General features: G+C 71.2%; 14 protein-coding genes. 4 read left to right on the top strand and 10 right to left on the bottom strand.

From position 1 onward, the window contains the following. Positions 1–29 precede the first annotated feature (29 nt). Positions 30–2,498, top strand: coding sequence for a DEAD/DEAH box helicase (locus ACH4KB_RS08200; RefSeq protein WP_398064842.1), 2,469 nt, complete (start codon positions 30–32; stop codon positions 2,496–2,498). Here the strand turns inward: ACH4KB_RS08200 and ACH4KB_RS08195 are convergent. From ACH4KB_RS08195 to ssd, 8 genes are all read right to left on the bottom strand, one after another. Then, positions 2,461–3,141: an Rv3654c family TadE-like protein gene (locus tag ACH4KB_RS08195; protein WP_398064840.1), complete on the bottom strand. Its 681-nt coding sequence runs from the start codon at positions 3,139–3,141 to the stop codon at positions 2,461–2,463. The genes ACH4KB_RS08200 and ACH4KB_RS08195 overlap by 38 nt on opposite strands. A gap of 167 nt (positions 3,142–3,308) precedes the next feature. Next, complete coding sequence (locus ACH4KB_RS08190; RefSeq protein WP_398064838.1) at positions 3,309–3,674, bottom strand: TadE family type IV pilus minor pilin; 366 nt, start codon at positions 3,672–3,674, stop codon at positions 3,309–3,311. 94 nt (positions 3,675–3,768) lie between these two features. Further along, positions 3,769–4,035 carry a DUF4244 domain-containing protein gene (locus tag ACH4KB_RS08185; RefSeq protein ID WP_398064836.1) on the bottom strand — a complete coding sequence of 89 codons (267 nt, stop codon included), beginning with the start codon at positions 4,033–4,035 and terminating at the stop codon, positions 3,769–3,771. A gap of 111 nt (positions 4,036–4,146) precedes the next feature. After that, positions 4,147–4,275 carry a hypothetical protein gene (locus ACH4KB_RS08180; protein ID WP_398064834.1) on the bottom strand — a complete coding sequence of 43 codons (129 nt, stop codon included), beginning with the start codon at positions 4,273–4,275 and terminating at the stop codon, positions 4,147–4,149. After that, positions 4,272–5,114: a type II secretion system F family protein gene (locus tag ACH4KB_RS08175; RefSeq protein WP_398064832.1), complete on the bottom strand. Its 843-nt coding sequence runs from the start codon at positions 5,112–5,114 to the stop codon at positions 4,272–4,274. Before ACH4KB_RS08175 ends, ACH4KB_RS08180 begins: the two co-directional genes overlap by 4 nt. Beyond that, on the bottom strand, positions 5,111–6,034 hold the full coding sequence (locus ACH4KB_RS08170) for a type II secretion system F family protein (protein WP_398064830.1): 924 nt from the start codon (positions 6,032–6,034) through the stop codon (positions 5,111–5,113). Before ACH4KB_RS08170 ends, ACH4KB_RS08175 begins: the two co-directional genes overlap by 4 nt. Then, a complete protein-coding gene (locus tag ACH4KB_RS08165) occupies positions 6,031–7,179 on the bottom strand; it encodes a TadA family conjugal transfer-associated ATPase (protein ID WP_398064828.1) in 1,149 nt (382 codons plus the stop codon). The genes ACH4KB_RS08170 and ACH4KB_RS08165 overlap by 4 nt, the downstream gene beginning before the upstream one ends. Continuing rightward, the gene (gene ssd / locus ACH4KB_RS08160) at positions 7,176–8,312 is read right to left on the bottom strand and encodes a septum site-determining protein Ssd (protein ID WP_398064826.1); all 1,137 of its coding nucleotides are present in this window, start codon (positions 8,310–8,312) and stop codon (positions 7,176–7,178) included. The genes ACH4KB_RS08165 and ssd overlap by 4 nt, the downstream gene beginning before the upstream one ends. 500 nt (positions 8,313–8,812) lie before the next feature. Between ssd and ACH4KB_RS08155 the strand changes: the two genes are divergently transcribed. After that, complete coding sequence (locus ACH4KB_RS08155) at positions 8,813–9,658, top strand: HAD family hydrolase (RefSeq protein WP_398064825.1); 846 nt, start codon at positions 8,813–8,815, stop codon at positions 9,656–9,658. Positions 9,659–10,355: 697 nt separating this feature from the next. Here the strand turns inward: ACH4KB_RS08155 and ACH4KB_RS08150 are convergent. Continuing rightward, positions 10,356–11,183, bottom strand: coding sequence for an oxidoreductase (locus ACH4KB_RS08150; RefSeq protein ID WP_398064823.1), 828 nt, complete (start codon positions 11,181–11,183; stop codon positions 10,356–10,358). A gap of 108 nt (positions 11,184–11,291) precedes the next feature. Here ACH4KB_RS08150 and ACH4KB_RS08145 point away from each other — a divergent pair, with 108 nt between their 5' ends. Beyond that, positions 11,292–12,287, top strand: coding sequence for an ATP-binding protein (locus tag ACH4KB_RS08145; RefSeq protein ID WP_398064821.1), 996 nt, complete (start codon positions 11,292–11,294; stop codon positions 12,285–12,287). A gap of 387 nt (positions 12,288–12,674) precedes the next feature. On the opposite strand, the gene ACH4KB_RS08140 is transcribed toward ACH4KB_RS08145, so the two are convergent. Next, complete coding sequence (locus ACH4KB_RS08140; RefSeq protein WP_398064819.1) at positions 12,675–14,045, bottom strand: hypothetical protein; 1,371 nt, start codon at positions 14,043–14,045, stop codon at positions 12,675–12,677. A gap of 440 nt (positions 14,046–14,485) precedes the next feature. Between ACH4KB_RS08140 and acs the strand changes: the two genes are divergently transcribed. Beyond that, positions 14,486–16,483 carry an acetate--CoA ligase gene (gene acs, locus ACH4KB_RS08135; protein ID WP_398064817.1) on the top strand — a complete coding sequence of 666 codons (1,998 nt, stop codon included), beginning with the start codon at positions 14,486–14,488 and terminating at the stop codon, positions 16,481–16,483. The last annotated feature ends 203 nt before the right edge of the window (positions 16,484–16,686 follow it).

Genomic DNA, 16,686 nt, shown 5'->3' with positions numbered 1-16,686 from the left:
GGAGGCCAGGGGACGGATCGCCAGCCGCGATGGCATTCAATCACTTACCAGCAGCCATGCACGACGCCTTGGGACCATTGTCCGTCACGCCAGTGACACACTCGGTGCCGATGGCCAAGAATCACCGTCCCGGACGACCACCCGAGAGTGAGGGCTCGCGCCCCTCTCCCGCCATGATCCTCGACCGGCTCGCCGCAGGGGCGGGCCGGGCCGCGCGCATCACTCATACGGAGCACTTGCCCCCGCGATCGGGAACCCATGCCATCTGGCCGGATCGCATCCGGCCAGAAGTGATCTCGGCGATCGAAAAGGCCGGGATCGCCCATCCGTGGGCCCATCAGGCGACCGCGGCGGAACACGCGCTGGACGGCGAGTCGGTCGTGATCGCCACCGGCACGGCCTCCGGGAAGTCCCTCGCGTACCTCGCACCGGCCCTCAGCACCCTCCTGGACGGCTCGGAGGCCCCCAACGGCCGCGGGGCCACCGCCCTGTACCTCGCCCCCACCAAGGCCCTGGCAGCCGACCAGCGGCGCTCGGTGAAGGCGCTCGCGGCCCCGCTCGGCAACGCCTTCAGGCCCGCGGTCTACGACGGCGACACCCCCGTCGAGGAACGCGAATGGGTGCGGCAGTACGCGAACTACGTCCTGACCAACCCCGACATGCTGCACCGCGGAATACTGCCCTCCCACCCCCGCTGGGCGTCCTTCCTGCGCGCCCTGCGGTACGTCGTGATCGACGAGTGCCACACCTACCGGGGCGTCTTCGGCTCCCACGTCGCCCAGGTCCTGCGCCGTCTACGCCGTCTGTGCGCCCGCTACGGGGCCGATCCGGTCTTCCTGCTCGCCTCGGCCACGGCGGCCGACCCCGCGGTCGCAGCCGGGCGTCTGACGGGTCTGCCGGTCCGGGAGGTGTCCGACGACGCCTCCCCGCGCGGTGAGCTGGTCTTCGCCCTGTGGGAGCCCCCGCTGACCGACCTGCACGGCGAGAAGGGCGCACCCGTTCGCCGTACCGCGACGGCCGAGACCGCCGACCTCCTCACCGACCTGACCCTCCAGGGCGTCCGCTCGGTCGCCTTCGTACGCTCCCGGCGCGGCGCGGAACTGATCTCGGTGATCGCGAAGGAGCGCCTCGCGGAGGTCGACCGCTCGCTGCCGAAACGGGTCGCCGCCTACCGCGGGGGTTACCTCCCCGAGGAGCGCCGGGCCCTGGAGCGGGCGCTGCACTCCGGCGAGCTGCTCGGTCTGGCGGCCACCACCGCCCTGGAGCTGGGCATCGACGTCTCCGGCCTCGGCGCGGTCGTCATCTCCGGCTACCCGGGCACACGGGCGTCCCTCTGGCAGCAGGCGGGCCGGGCCGGCCGCTCGGGACAGGGCGCCCTGGCCGTTCTCGTGGCCCGGGACGACCCGCTGGACACGTACCTGGTGCATCACCCCGAGGCCCTGTTCCAGCAGCCCGTCGAGTCGACGGTGCTGGACCCGGACAACCCTTACGTCCTCGCCCCCCACCTCTGCGCCGCGGCCGCCGAGCTACCCCTGACCGAGCCCGACATCGCCCTCTTCGGCCCGGCCGTGCCCGAGCTGCTGCCGCAGCTGGAGGCGGCGAAACTGCTGCGCAGACGGGCGTCGGGCTGGCACTGGACCCGCCGGGAGCGGGCCGCCGACCTGGCCGACATCCGGGGCGGGGGCGGCCGACCCGTCCAGATCGTCGAGGAGGGCACCGGCCGCCTGCTGGGCACCGTCGACGAGGCCGCCGCCCACACGGCCGTCCACGAGGGGGCCGTCCATCTCCATCAGGGCCGCACCCACCTGGTCCGGAGACTGGACCTGGAGGACTCCGTGGCCCTGGTCGAACAAGCCGACCCGCCGTACTCGACGGTCGCCCGCGACACCACGGCCATCACCGTCCTGGAGACCGACACCGAGGTCCCCTGGGGCCAGGGGCGGCTCTGTTACGGCTCCGTCGAGGTCACCAACCAGGTCGTCTCCTTCCTCCGCCGGAAGCTGATCACCGGGGAAGTACTGGGCGAGACGAAGCTCGACCTGCCGCCCCGTACCCTGCGCACCCGGGCCGTGTGGTGGACGGTCACCGAGGACCAGCTCGACGCGGCCCGCGTCAACCCGGAGATCCTCGGCGGCGCACTGCATGCCGCCGAACACGCGTCGATCGGCCTGCTGCCGCTCTTCGCCACCTGCGACCGCTGGGACATCGGCGGCGTGTCCGTACCGCTGCACCCCGACACCCTGCTGCCGACGGTCTTCGTCTACGACGGCCACCCAGGAGGAGCCGGATTCGCCGAGCGGGCCTTCCACACCGCCCGTACGTGGCTGACGGCGACCCGGGAGGCCATCGCGTCCTGCGAGTGCGAGGCAGGCTGCCCCTCCTGCATCCAGTCCCCCAAGTGCGGCAACGGCAACGAGCCCCTGCACAAACGCGGAGCCGTACGCCTGCTCACCGAACTCCTCAAGGCTGCACCCCCGGAACCTGACGAACCGGTATAGCCCGGCCATCGGCCGGAGGTCCGGCCCCAGGACGGACGGAGCGGCCGGCCTCAGGACCGGTGGGAGGGCCGGCCCCAGGACCGACGGAACGGCCGGCCCCAGGACCGACGGGAGAGCTGGCCCCAGGACCGACGGAACGGCCGGCCCCAGGACCGACGGGAGAGCTGGCCCCAGGACCTACGGGAGGGCCGGCCCGAGCCCGGACAGCGGGCAGGTAGGGCCCGAACCCCGAGCGGGCGGTCACATCAGCGATCTCCCCGTGCACCACGCAGCGAATGAGCACGGCCCCCTGTGCCTGGGCCACTCGCCGGGCCGTCCCGCAAGCGGCCACCGTCCCTTCCAGCGCCCGGTCCGCGGCCGCGAGGGCGGCCAGATCCGCGGCCCCACCGGCCCGGTGACGAGCAGCCACGGCCTGCCCCAGCGCCAGCACCACGGCGAACACGGTGCAGAGACTCGCCGCGGTGACAGCCACCCACACCGTCGCCACACCTCGGTCCGCACCAAGACCCGCACGCGGGTTCGCGATCCGGCGTTCGATCCGGCCCCCGCGCTGGCCCCCGCGCCGGGCTGCTAGCCGGGCTGCGAGCCAGGCCGCGATCCGATCCCTTCGCCGGCCCGCTCCCCGGTCCGCGCCACGCTTCATCCACCGGCCCATACCTCTGTCCCCGCTCTCGCCCTCGTCCTTCTCCCCGCCCCGACCCGATCCGCCCCGCCCCGCACCACTCCGACTCGACCGCGGGGAACCCGCCCCACCGACGACACCCGCCCAGCGCCCCAGTCCCCGGCCCCAGGTCTCCGTTTCTCTCGCCCTCACGGCCCGGAGCCCCCGACCGTGTCCTCCGCCAGGGCGGCCGCCTCGGCGCTCAACGTCAGGGCCAGCCCGCCCGGCCCCGGGGCCGGGGCCTCCACCCGGACGCGCCACAGGTCTCCTGCCCGCCCCACCTCGACCCGGGCACCGCGGGGTGCCGCGTCACGGACGGCTTCCCGTACCGCCGCCTCCGGCTCCGAGCGGGCCGCCGCCCGTGCCCCCGCCCGCGCCGCGTCCACACAGCGGATCTGGTCCGAGACCAGCATCAACGCCCAGAGCAGCGCTGTGGTGAAGGCCACCAGCACCGGGATCACCACGGCCGCCTCCGCCGTCACAGCGCCCCGGTCGCCGCGCCCACCGCCACGCATGGCCGGGCGCCCTTGCGGCCCCCGCCGGCGCCCCCGGGGGAGGCCGTGGCCCCATGCCATGGGCTCCTCCCCCGGGCGGGGGCCCGGCGGGGTCTCAGAATTTCGCATCGAGCGCGTCCTCGACCAGCGACTGCAGCGCCGACAGCACGGGCCCGCTGTTCACCACCTTGTAGAGCACCGCCGCGAAGGCGCACGCTGCGATGGTTCCCACCGCGTACTCGGACGTGGTCATCCCTCGGTCGGACCGGCCGAGCCGCCCCGCCCACCGTGCGGCCCACTTCGCCCTCCGGTCCGGCACGCCCTCGGACAGCCGGCCTCCGCGCAGAACGTCGACGGCCCGGCCCCAGAACTTCGTTTCCATTTCATCCCCCGATGAGCATCGATGACGAGCGGGCGCCCGAAGGGAACACCCGTGAGTGACAGTGAAAATGAATGGCCACCAGGTCGCGTCGACCGCGAAAGCCCGGCAGGCTCACCAGCCCGGCAGCCCCACCGGCCCGCGCAGCCCCACCGGCCCGCGCAGCCCCACCGGCCCGCGCAGCCCCACCGGCCCGCGCAGCCCCACCGGCCCGCGCAGCCCCACCGGCCCGGGCAGCCTCACCGGCCCGGGCGGCCGGTCGAGAGCAGGTCGCCGGCCAGGCCGATGATCACCGGCGCCACCCCGACCGCCAGGAAGGCGGGGAGGAAGCAGAGGCCGACCGGCGCCGTGATCAGCACCCCGGCCCGTTGCGCCCGTGCCACCGCCGCAGCGGCTCGCTCGGCGCGCATCGACTCGGCCAGCCTGGCAACCGGCTCCGCGGCCGGGGCCCCCGTCGAACCCGCCCGGTGCAGACAGCGGGCCAGCGGTCCGGCGCCCGGTATCTCCCCGAACCGACCCCACGCCTCGGCCGGTTCGCCGCCGAGGCGGATCTCAGCGGCCGTGCGGGTGAGCCGATCACCGACCGGGCCGCCGATGGATTCGCCCACCTCCGCGGCTGCCTCCCGGGGACCTGCCCCGACCGCGATACAGGCCGCCAGCAGATCCGCGGCCAGCGGAAGCTGCCCGGCGATCACGGCCCGCTCCCGATGGGTACCGCCCGGACGAGCAACGGGCCGGTTTCTCCGCCACCGCCACAGCCCGTACGCCGCGGCCGAACCGACCGCGCAGCCCATCGCACCACCGACCAGAATCCATCCGGCCAACCATGCCCCGGCCGGGGCCGCCCACCGCCGGGCGGACTCGGAGAGGCCCGAACCACCGCTCGCCCGGAGCGGTGCGACCAGCCGGCTCCCCCTGCCGGGCCGTGCCGCAGTGGCCGTCCCCAGCAGCAGCGCACCCCGCCCGCGCACCGCTCGCTTCCGCAATCCGGCGGCGATCACGGCTACCAGCTGTGCCGCCATGCCCGCCACCGCCGCCGACATCCCCAGGCTGTGGAGAACTCCTCCGTCCGCCACGTTCACGCCGTCTCCCCTCCGCGCACGATCCGGCAGGCCCAGTACAGCCCGGCCGCCTCCAGGAACCCCCCGACAGCGAGGCAGGCCAGGCCGCCAGGGGTGTGCAGCAGTACACGCAAGGGTTCGGCGCCGAGTGCGGCTCCCAGCCCCAGGCCCGCAAGCGGGAGCAGTGCCAGGACCACGACCGTCGACCACGCTCCCGCCAGTTGAGCACGTAGCTCCTCCCGTCTGCGCCGGTCCTCCCGCAGCGCCGCCTCCAGGCGCTCCAGCCCGGTCGCCAGCCCGGCCCCGCCGTCCACGGCCACGCGCCAGCACGCGGCCATCCCGGACAGGCCCCCCAGCCCCGGGCCCTCCGCCGCCTGTCGCAGCGCCGCCGGCACATCGCCGCCGAACCGCGCCGCCGCCAGCACTGCGGCCTCCGCCTCCCCCAGTCGGCCGCCTGAAGTGGGCGACGCCGATGAGCCGGCCTCCGCCGGGCCTTCGCGCAGCGCGACCAGCAACGCCTGTCCCGGCTCGCGGCCGGCCCGCAGCTCCCCGACCACGGCTCCGCACAGCGCCGCCACCGCGGTCGCGGCCCGCTCCGCCTCCCGCGCTCCTGCCCGCCTCCGCAGCCACCGACGCGCCAACGGGACCGCCACGGCCCCCGCGACCAGCGGCAGCACCGAATCCCCCGACACCGCAAGCAGCACCGCGACCGGAACGCACCACCACTCCCGACGGCCCCGGGCCGACTCCTTCACACGCCCCAGGGTCTTGAGCAGGTGTGGCCGCCATCGGCTCCATGGCCGACCCGACTCGGCGGGAGCGTCCACGAACAACACCCGCGCCCGCCGAACGCCCGCATCCCGCACCATCGCGAGCCACACCGCTGAACCCGCGCAGAGAGCCACCGCATGCGCCGCGTACGCGGACGTCGTTCCCGTCACAGCGCACCCCCGATCAGCGACCGCAGACGTTCCCACCCGCGCTGCGGAACGAATCCGCCGACACCCCAGCTCAGGGCCGGAACCGTGAGGACCAGTCCCGCCGCGTCCCGCTCCAGGACGTGCACCTCGGCGACTCGCCGTTGCCCGGCGCGGTCCCGCACGAGATGCACGACCACAGAGAGCGCGGCCGCCAACTGGCTGTGCAGCGCAACCCGGTCGAGCCCGGCAGCGGTGCCCAGAGCCTCCAGTCGGGCAGGAACATGCTCGGCGGCATTGGCATGGACGGTGCCGCACCCACCTTCGTGTCCGGTGTTCAGGGCGGCCAGCAACTGCGTGACCTCAGCTCCTCGCACCTCACCGACCACCAGCCGGTCGGGCCGCATGCGCAGTGCCTGCCGCACCAGATCCCGCAACGTCACCCGGCCCGCCCCCTCCTGATTGGCCGGACGGCACTCCAGACGGACCACATGCGGATGGTCCGGCCGCAGCTCGGCGGAGTCCTCGGCGAGCACGATCCGCTCGTTCGGGCCGACCGCGCCCAGCAGACTGGCAAGGAAGGTCGTCTTGCCCGCTCCGGTGCCGCCGCTGATCACATAGGAGATCCGAGCTTCCACGAGCGCCCGCAGGATCCGGTCTCCGCCCGGCGGCACTGTGCCCGCGTCCACCAACTCCGCCAGCGAGAAGGCCCGTGGTCGCACCACGCGCAGGGAGAGGCAGGTCGAGCCCACGGACACCGGGGGCAGCACGGCGTGCATCCGTGTGCCGTCGGGCAGACGTGCGTCCACCCATGGACGGGCGTCGTCCAGCCTCCTGCCCGCCGCCGCGGCGAGACGCTGGGCCAGCCTCCGCACCGCCGCCGCGTCAGAGAAGGTGACGCCCGTCAGCTGGAGCCCACCGCCCCGGTCCACCCACACCCGGTCCGGCGCGGAGACCAGCACATCGGTCACCTCCGGATCGGCGAGCAACGGCTCCAGTGCTCCCGTGCCGACGAGTTCGCCGCGCAACTCCGCCGCCGCCCCGAGCACCTCGGCATCCCCCAGCAACCGCCCCTGGGCCCTGAGAGCAGCGGCCACGCCGGCCGGGGTGGGAGCGGCACCGCTGCGTGCCAGCCGCTGGCGTACGGCGTCGAGCAGTTCGTCCGTCATGCTGTCCCTCCCCCGGGCAGGCCGGTCACGGAGCTTGCGTCACCGGCTGCCGCTGCCTGTTCCCAGAAGGCCGAACAGAACCGGGCCAGCGGCCCCCGGGCACTGGCTCCGGGCGGGGTGCCGTCGTCCTGGGAGGCCAGAAGGCCCGATTCCAAGGGGAGTTCACCGACGAGCGGGAGGCCGATGGCCCGGGCGACCCATCGCCCGTCCAACCCTGACGCGTACGGCCCCCGGGGCACCACCCGCAGGTCGTCCAGCACCATTCCGGCCGTGGCCGCGACGCGCCTGGCCGCTGCTACCGCGCGCAGTTCGCCTGGCACCACCAGCAGGCCGAGATCGAGTTGGGCCAGTGCTTCGGCGACTGACTCGTCGACCCTGCGCGGAAGGTCCACGACCACCACCCCGCCGAGGCGTCGCGCGGCGGCCAGCACCGCACGCATCGCCTGCGGCGGGATCACCACCTCGTCGTCCCGACCCCAGCTCAGCACCCGCAACCCGTGGAGGGCGGGCAGCGAATCCTCAAGGGCCCCACCCCCGAGACGGCCCTTCGACTGCGCGAAATCCGGCCACCGCATGCCTTCGGCCCGTTTGCCGCCGAGCAGGACGTCGATCCCGCCGCCCAACGGGTCGGCGTCGATCAGCATCGTCCGCCTCCCGGACCTCGCCGCACTCACGGCAAGGGCGCAGGCCAGCGTAGATGCGCCGGAGCCGCCCCGGCCGCCCATCACACCGACGGTGAAAGCGGGCCTCCCCACGCCTTCGGCGGCGTTGGCGATCTGATCGACGAGCCATGCCTCGGAATCGGGCAGGCGCAGCACATATTCGGCCCCGATCTCCACCGCCCGCCGCCACACGTCGGGGTCGTCCTGGTCCCGGCCCACCAGCATCACCCCCTTCCTGCGGCCGGCGCCGCGGCAACGCGCGGCGGCGTCGTCTCCCACCAGAACCATCGGAGCCCGCTCCCACCCGCCCCGGTGCCCGGGTGGCCCGTGATGAACTTCCGGCTCGGCTCCGGCCGCAGCGCACAGCCGCAGCAGGTCGTCGAGCAGTTCCACGTCCTCCGTCACGATCAGCGGGCCTCCGCGCTGGCCCCCGTCGACCGCCGTTCCTTCTCCTGCGATGGATCCAGTCACGATCTCCGCCCCCTTCTCACTGCCCCTTCAGTGCGGTTCGCGGTGTTCTCAGAGCGTTCCGAGATGCGCGATTCCGGCACCCGCGGACTTCGCGGGTGGAATCAACGTGCAGCACCCCGGAAAATCATGTGGATCTTGATGAAAAACTGTGGACAACTTCGAGACTGTGAATAACTTCGTAACCCGAACCAGCGACTTCCGGAGCGCAGCCCTCTGGCTACACACTGTGACGAGACGAGTCGCACGACACCCGACTCGCGCAATCAGGCCGACGGACGGCCAGACGGGAGGCTCAGGTGGTTCCCACCCCTAAAACGCGTCCGGACATGCGACGACCCCCGCCGGGGGGGAGAGCGGGGGTCGTCCCCACGGCCGACTCGGGGGGGGAGGAGTCGGACCGGGTTAGCACGGTCGCGAACGATCCGTGACTTCCATGGTGTACCCGAGGGTCCTCTCAGGCAAACCCACGCGCCGGAGTTTACGCCGAATGGCGGGCCCCTATGCTCAGCGTTGTGGAAAACTGCTTCTCGCCGCGCACAGCAGCCTTCTTTGACCTGGACAAGACGGTCATTGCGAAGTCTTCGACGCTGACCTTCAGCAAGTCCTTCTACCAAGGCGGACTGATCAACCGCCGCGCCGTACTGCGCACTGCGTACGCACAGTTTGTGTTCCTCGCCGGGGGCGCAGATCACGACCAGATGGAGCGGATGCGTGAATACCTCTCCGCCCTCTGCAAGGGGTGGAACGTCCAGCAGGTCAAGGAGATCGTCGCCGAGACCCTGCACGACCTGATCGACCCGATCATCTACGACGAGGCCGCCACCCTCATCGAAGAGCACCACACGGCGGGGCGCGATGTAGTCATCGTTTCGACCTCGGGCGCCGAAGTCGTCGAGCCCATCGGCGAATTGCTCGGCGCCGACCGCGTCGTCGCCACGCGCATGGTCGTCGGTGACGACGGGTGCTTCACGGGTGAGGTCGAGTACTACGCCTACGGACCGACCAAGGCCGAGGCCGTGAAGGCGCTCGCGGTCTCGGAGGGGTACGACCTTTCGCGCTGCTACGCCTACAGCGACTCGGCGACCGATGTACCGATGTTGGAGTCGGTCGGCCACCCGCACGCGGTCAACCCCGACCGCGCGCTGCGCCGCGAAGCGACCCTCCGCGAGTGGCCGATTCTCGTCTTCAACCGCCCGGTCCGACTCAAGCAGCGGCTTCCCGCCTTCTCGATGCCTCCCCGCCCCGCTCTCGTGGCGGCGGCCGCGGTCGGCGCGGCGGCCCTCACCGCCGGACTGGTCTGGTACGCCAGTCGTCGGCGTACCGCCGGCGCCGCTCTGCCCGGGTAAGACGGTGCGGGGCTCAGCCAGGTGAGCAGGGCGCTTCCACCGGAGTCACACCTCGTCCGATTCGCCCTTGATTGAACCTAAAAGTAAAGAAGTGGGGCCAGGGGTATCCCTTCCCCTGGTCCTGGAGTACAAAGGATTTAACGGCCCGCGAGACCAAGGACATCCGCGAGGATGACCTGTAACGCAGAACGGCCCCACGGACCGCGCACGAAAGCCGAGCACCCACGCGACGTCGACCCGTCGATTACGGGCCAGCCGCACCAGGCGACGGGCAAAGTACCCGACCTGATGGGCAAACTACGAGGACGCTTGGTAACTGGGCGGACGTGCCAGCGGCGGTACCGCACATCGGTGCCGCCGCACCCCCGCCCGGATCCCTCACGCCACAGCCGCCCGGAGTCGCCCTCTTCACCTGGCGGCGCCCTCCGCACCATTCACACCCCCAGACGCGCTGCCGCATCGGGCCCTCGGGCCATTTCCGCCCCGAGACACGTCGAACCACGTCGAACGTTGAGGCCACGGTCCCTGGATGCCGCGTCGACCCCGACGCCGCGCGTCGACCCCGGGCCGGAGTCGGGCACCCGGGTCGGGTCGGCATCGGACACCCGGTCGGCATAGGCCCCGGGTCGGCATCGGGCACTCGCACTGGCATAGGGAACTCGCACCGGCATAGGGCTCCGGGCAGCGGCAGGGCTACTCAGGCGGCGCCGCGCTGAAGCGCCTCGCACACCGCGGTCGACTCGCGCACACCCAGCTCGACGGAGCGCCCGCAGTGGGTGATCCAGGCGGCCATGCCCTCCGGGGTTCCAGCCGTATAGCCCTCGAACGCCGCGACATAGGCCGCCCGGCCCTGCTCCGCGTGTCCCACCTCGGCCGGGCAGATCGACTTCGGGTCAAGCCCGCTGCCGATCAGCACGATGCGCTCGGCGGTCCGGGCCACCAGACCGTTGTGCGAGCCGAACGGACGCAACGCCAGTAGCTCACCGTGCACCACGGCGGCTGTGACCAGCGCGGGGGCGCTGCCGCCAGCAATGATCAGCTGCGAGAGCCCTTCGAGCCGTCCGGAGACCTCATCGGCCCCGGGAACAGGTGCCTCGATCAGCGGCTCGTCGACGGATTCACCCGCCAGCCGAGGGCGCCCCACCACCGCGTCGTCGGAAGTCACTCCGCCGGCCGCCACCAGATGCAACCGAGCCAGCACCCGTAGGGGTGACTGCCGCCAGATGGAAAGGAGTTGCCCAGCCTCCGCCGTGAGCCTCAGTGCGGCGCCGACCATGCGCGCCTCGTCCTCACCGCTGAAGTCGGTACGCCGACGCACCTCCTCGAGGTTCCAGTCGGCACCGGCCAACGCGGCCGAACCGCGAGAACCTCGCAGTGCGGCTTCAGCCGTGACCTCATTGCTGCGGCGTCGCATGACGCGATGACCGTAGACCCGGTCGACGGCCTTGCGCACGGAGTCCACGGCATCGGGAACGCCGGGCAGGGAACCGAGCGTGGCGAGCGGGTCAGAGGCAGTCGTACTCATAAGTAGCGAGGCTACGCGCACACCACTCCCGTACCACCCCCAACCTCAAGTGGCCTTCTTCACGAACAGTGACAGCACACCGCAACGGACCAGCTACCCTAGGTGAACATGAAGATCGCTTTCGTCGGGAAGGGCGGCAGCGGAAAGACCACGCTGTCCTCGCTCTTCATCCGCCATCTCGCCGCCAACGAAGCCCACGTCATCGCCGTGGACGCCGATATCAACCAGCACCTGGGGGCCGCTCTCGGCCTCGACGAGGCAGAGGCCGCCGCGCTGCCCGCCATGGGGGCGCACCTCCCGCTCATCAAGAACTACCTGCGGGGCGCCAACCCCCGTATCGCTTCCGCCGAGACGATGATCAAGACGACTCCGCCCGGCGAGGGCTCCCGGCTGCTGCGGGTACGCGAGGACAACCCGATCTTCGCGGCCTGCGCGCGCACGGTTCGGCTGGACGACGGGGACGTCCGGCTGATGGCGACGGGGCCCTTCACGGAGTCCGATCTCGGTGTGGCTTGCTACCACTCCAAGGTCGGGGCCGTGGAGCTCTGCCTCAACCACCTGGTCGACGGTCCCGACGAGTACGTCGTGGTCGATATGACGGCGGGCTCGGACTCGTTCGCCTCGGGTATGTTCACGCGCTTCGACATGACGTTCCTGGTTGCGGAGCCGACCCGTAAGGGGGTGTCCGTCTACCGCCAGTACAAGGAGTACGCACGCGACTTCGGCGTCGCCCTGAAGGTCGTCGGGAACAAGGTGCAGGGCCCGGACGACCTGGAGTTCCTGCGTGCGGAGGTCGGCGACGACCTGCTGATCGGGGTCGGCCACTCCGACTGGGTGCGGTCGATGGAGAAGGGTCGGCCGTCCGGGTTCGAGCTGCTGGAGGCCGACAACCGGATGGCCCTGCAGACGCTGCAGGACGCCGCCGAGGACTCGTACGGGTCGCGTGACTGGGAACGCTACACACGACAGATGGTGCACTTCCATCTGAAGAACGCCGAGAGCTGGGGCAACGAGAAGACCGGCGCCGACCTGGCCGCCCAGGTCGACCCCGCCTTCGTGCTCGACGAACGCCACACAGCAGCGGGCGTGACCGCACCCGCCTGACTCATCGCACGGGCCTGCTCGGCGGTCCCTCGCCGGCCACCTTCCGTCGGCCGCCTTCTGTGGCCGACGAGGGGGCGCCGACGGGCCGACGAGGGGGCGAACGATGCGGTGCGCGATCTGCCGATGCTTCGGCCGGCGTTCCATCGACGCTTCGGCCGGCGTCCCCTCGGTGCTTCAGCCAGTCGCTCCGGCGGTGCTTCAGTCAGTCGCTCCGGCGGGAGCCAAGCCCGCGTCACCCTGACCCGGGGCAGCGCCCGGGCCTGATCCGGACCCTGCCCCGGGGCCTCCCCGGCACCCCCGCCCGGGGCCTGATCCGGAGCCTCCCCGGGACCCCCGTCCGAGGCCTGATCCGGAGCCTCCCCGGCGACCTCGGCCGGGGCCTGGTCCTTACCCCTCACCCTTGCGCGGGTCCTCGCCCTGGCCCTGGTCCTCACCCTTGCCCTTGCCCTCGTCCTTGCCCTCATCCTCGCTCTTGCCCTTGCCCGCGGGTTGCGCGGCGGCCTGCTGGGTGCCGAGGTAGGACGACCAGCCAGCCTTGGGCGCCTCGCCGACGCCGAGCGTGGTGAGCTTGGCCAGCGTCTTCGGGTCCTGTGCGTCCAGCCAGTCGGCGAGCTGACGGAAGGACACGCAGCGCACGCCCTCCTTGGTGCACACCTGCGCGATGGTCTCCTCGATGGCGCGCATGTAGGTGCCGCCGTTCCAGGACTCGAAGTGGTTGCCGATGATCAGAGGCGCCCTGTTCCCGTTGTACGAACGGTCGAAGGCCTGAAGCAGCCCGTCCCGCATCTGGTCGCCCCAGTACTCGTGCTGGGAGGGGTCCCCCTGGGTGGTCGTACCGGACTGGTTGACCATGAAGTTGTAGTCCATCGAGAGGGTCTCGAAGGCGCGGCCCGGCATCGGAACGAGCTGGAGCGGAATGTCCCAGACCCCATCCTTCTTCTTGGGCCAGACCTGGTTGCCGACGCCGCTGGAGTCGTAGCGGAAGCCCATGGTCCGGGCGGCGGCGACCATGTTCTTCTGGCCTTCGAGACAGGGGGTGCGGGCGCCGACCAGTTCCTTGTCGTAGTCGAAGGGGAGCGGGTCCTCGTCCTTCAGCTCCGGAGTGTTGGTCTTCCAGCCCTTGACGAAGGCTTTCGCCTGGCTGATCTCGCTCTTCCACTCATCGACGGACCAGGTCCCGACGCCGCCGTCCTTGCCACAGAAGTGGCCGTTGAAGTGGGTGCCGATCTCGTTGCCTTCCAGCCATGCGGCACGCACCTCGTTGAGGGTGTCCCGGATGCCCTCGGTGTCGTTGAAGCCGATGTCGGAACGGCCCGGCGCGTGCTGGGGCGGGTTGTAAAGGTCCTTCTTCTCCTCCGGCAGCAGGTACACGCCGCTGAGGAAGTACGTCATCTTGGCGTTGTACTTTTTTGCCACGCCGCGGAAGTGCGAGAAGAGCTTCTGGCTGTCCTCTCCGGCTCCGTCCCAGGAGAAGACCACGAACTGAGGTGGCTTCTCGCCGGGCGCCAGGCGTTCGACGGCCGGCATCTTCGGCTGGGCGCCGGTGAAGGCGGTGGAGCCGTCCCCGATGAGCTTGACCGCGTTCTTCGGGGCGGCGGCCGGGGGGTTCTCCTTGGCGCCGTGGGCGCCCTTCTCCTTGTCGGCTCCGGCGCCCCCGGATGCGGACCCCCCGGATCCGGCTCCGGAACAGCCCGCGAGCACGGCGACCAAGGCCGTGGACATAACGCCCAAGGTGATCCTCTTCGTGGCGGCCATCATCCGCCCACCCTCTTCCTTGCAGGTTATTTGCGTTGAAGTGCCGACACGGCGCGGCCAAATTCGCACACGGTTCCGCACAGCAAGGGCGACATACCGAATGAAAAGCTGCTTATTCACTGCTAAGAGACATCAACTAGCCCAACTAGCCCTGGCCTGAACCGGGCGCACCCAGAGCCCGTGCAACCAGGCGACCCGTTCCGCGTCACACCCGCCACACCCGCCACTCCCTCCACACCCGCCGCACCCGATCGGCACACACGACCGCCACACCCGACCGACACGCCCGACCGACACGCCCCGACGGGGGCGGAACTGCCGCGCGCCACGCGTCGCGCGGCGACCCTCGACCGCGGAGCGGGATCATGGCTCCATACACGAAGACACAGGTCTAAACCAATTCCCGGCAGGCCCTTGTCACCTGGCCCCACGCCTGATGAGCTATGCCCCGGGACACAACGGACACCCTGGGACTGGGAGAAGTCGTGAGCAACGAGAGCCTGGCCAATCTGCTTCGGGAAGAGCGGAAATTCGCTCCACCTGCTGAGCTGGCCGCCAACGCCAACGTCACCGCAGAGGCGTACGAGCAGGCCGAGGCGGACCGGCTGGGCTTCTGGGCCGAGCAGGCCCGCCGCCTGACGTGGGCCACCGAGCCGACCGAGACCCTCGACTGGAGCAACCCGCCCTTCGCGAAGTGGTTCGCGGACGGCAAGCTGAACGTCGCGTACAACTGCGTGGACCGCCACGTCGAGGCGGGCAACGGCGACCGGGTCGCCATCCACTTCGAGGGCGAGCCGGGCGACAGCCGCGCCATCACCTACGCGGAGCTGAAGGACGAGGTCTCCCGCGCCGCCAACGCCCTGACCGAGCTGGGCGTCGGCAAGGGCGACCGGGTCGCCGTCTACCTGCCGATGATCCCCGAGGCCGCCATCGCGATGCTGGCCTGCGCCCGCATCGGCGCCGCGCACTCCGTGGTCTTCGGCGGCTTCTCGGCCGACGCCATCGCCGCCCGTATCAAGGACGCGGACGCCAAGGTCGTCATCACGGCCGACGGCGGCTACCGCCGCGGCAAGCCGTCCGCGCTCAAGCCCGCGGTCGACGACGCCGTCTCGCGGTTCGAGAACGTCGAGCACGTCCTCGTCGTCCGCCGCACCGGCCAGGACACCGCGTGGACCGAGGGCCGCGACGTCTGGTGGCACGAGATCACCGCTCGGCAGTCCGCCGATCACACCCCCGAGGCCTTCGAGGCGGAGCAGCCGCTCTTCATCCTCTACACCTCGGGCACCACGGGTAAGCCGAAGGGCATCCTGCACACCTCCGGCGGCTACCTCACCCAGGCGTCCTACACGCACAACGCGGTCTTCGACCTCAAGCCGGAGTCCGACGTCTACTGGTGCACCGCCGACATCGGCTGGGTCACCGGGCACTCGTACATCGTCTACGGGCCGCTGGCCAACGGTGCGACGCAGGTCATGTACGAGGGCACCCCGGACACCCCGCACCAGGGCCGGTTCTGGGAGATCGTGCAGAAGTACGGCGTCACGATCCTCTACACCGCCCCCACGGCGATCCGTACGTTCATGAAGTGGGGCGACGACATCCCCGCGAAGTTCGACCTGAGCAGCCTCCGCGTCCTGGGTTCGGTCGGTGAGCCGATCAACCCCGAGGCGTGGATGTGGTACCGGAAGAACATCGGCGCCGACAAGTGCCCCATCGTGGACACCTGGTGGCAGACCGAGACCGGCGCGATGATGATCTCGCCGCTGCCCGGTGTGACGGAGACGAAGCCGGGAAGCGCCCAGCGCGCGCTGCCGGGCATCGCCGCCACCGTGGTGGACGACGACGCCAACGAGGTGCCGGACGGCGGGGGCGGCTACCTCGTCCTCACCGAGCCGTGGCCCTCCATGCTCCGCACCATCTGGGGCGACGACCAGCGGTTCATCGACACCTACTGGTCGCGTTTCGAGGGCAAGTACTTCGCGGGCGACGGTGCGAAGAAGGACGAGGACGGAGACATCTGGCTGCTCGGCCGGGTCGACGACGTCATGCTCGTCTCCGGGCACAACATCTCCACCACCGAGGTCGAATCCGCCCTCGTCTCCCACCCGTCGGTCGCCGAGGCCGCCGTGGTCGGCGCCGCCGACGAGACGACCGGCCAGGCCATCGTGGCGTTCGTGATCCTGCGCGGTACCGCCACCGCCTCCGACGAACTCGTCGCCGACCTGCGTAACCACGTCGGCACGACCCTGGGCCCGATCGCCAAGCCCAAGCGGGTCCTGCCGGTCGCCGAGCTGCCCAAGACCCGCTCCGGCAAGATCATGCGCCGTCTGCTCCGCGACGTCGCCGAGAACCGTGAGGTCGGCGACGTCACCACGCTGGCTGACTCGACGGTGATGGACCTGATCACCACCCAGCTGCCGTCTTCCTCGTCCGAGGACTAGGACCGACAGCACAGGCCAGAACAGACGCATGAGTACGGAGTACGGCTCCGATGGGCATCCGGCAACGCGCCGGGTGCCCATCGGGCATTTAGTCTGAAGATCACCTCATACGGTCCCGCTCTTCACGCCCCCGGTAGAGTGGGCGCTTCACCCACAACTGCAGAGAACATCTCCACAGGGGCGCCGGGAAGTCTGGTCGGCAT

Source organism: Streptomyces sp. NPDC017520, from assembly GCF_044329855.1.
In the GTDB taxonomy this organism is placed as follows: domain Bacteria; phylum Actinomycetota; class Actinomycetes; order Streptomycetales; family Streptomycetaceae; genus Streptomyces.
This window is presented reverse-complemented; position numbering and strand designations above follow the sequence as displayed.

What these genes read in the sequence shown, in the direction of transcription:
- ACH4KB_RS08200 (WP_398064842.1), top strand. Translation starts at nt 30, where the DNA reads ATGGCATTCAATCACTTACCAGCAGCCATGCACGACGCCTTGGGACCA.
- ACH4KB_RS08195 (WP_398064840.1), bottom strand. Translation starts at nt 3,141, where the DNA reads ATGAAGCGTGGCGCGGACCGGGGAGCGGGCCGGCGAAGGGATCGGATC.
- ACH4KB_RS08190 (WP_398064838.1), bottom strand. Translation starts at nt 3,674, where the DNA reads ATGCGTGGCGGTGGGCGCGGCGACCGGGGCGCTGTGACGGCGGAGGCG.
- ACH4KB_RS08185 (WP_398064836.1), bottom strand. Translation starts at nt 4,035, where the DNA reads ATGGAAACGAAGTTCTGGGGCCGGGCCGTCGACGTTCTGCGCGGAGGC.
- ACH4KB_RS08165 (WP_398064828.1), bottom strand. Translation starts at nt 7,179, where the DNA reads ATGACGGACGAACTGCTCGACGCCGTACGCCAGCGGCTGGCACGCAGC.
- ACH4KB_RS08155 (WP_398064825.1), top strand. Translation starts at nt 8,813, where the DNA reads ATGCTCAGCGTTGTGGAAAACTGCTTCTCGCCGCGCACAGCAGCCTTC.
- ACH4KB_RS08150 (WP_398064823.1), bottom strand. Translation starts at nt 11,183, where the DNA reads ATGAGTACGACTGCCTCTGACCCGCTCGCCACGCTCGGTTCCCTGCCC.
- ACH4KB_RS08145 (WP_398064821.1), top strand. Translation starts at nt 11,292, where the DNA reads ATGAAGATCGCTTTCGTCGGGAAGGGCGGCAGCGGAAAGACCACGCTG.
- ACH4KB_RS08140 (WP_398064819.1), bottom strand. Translation starts at nt 14,045, where the DNA reads ATGATGGCCGCCACGAAGAGGATCACCTTGGGCGTTATGTCCACGGCC.
- acs (WP_398064817.1), top strand. Translation starts at nt 14,486, where the DNA reads ATGCCCCGGGACACAACGGACACCCTGGGACTGGGAGAAGTCGTGAGC.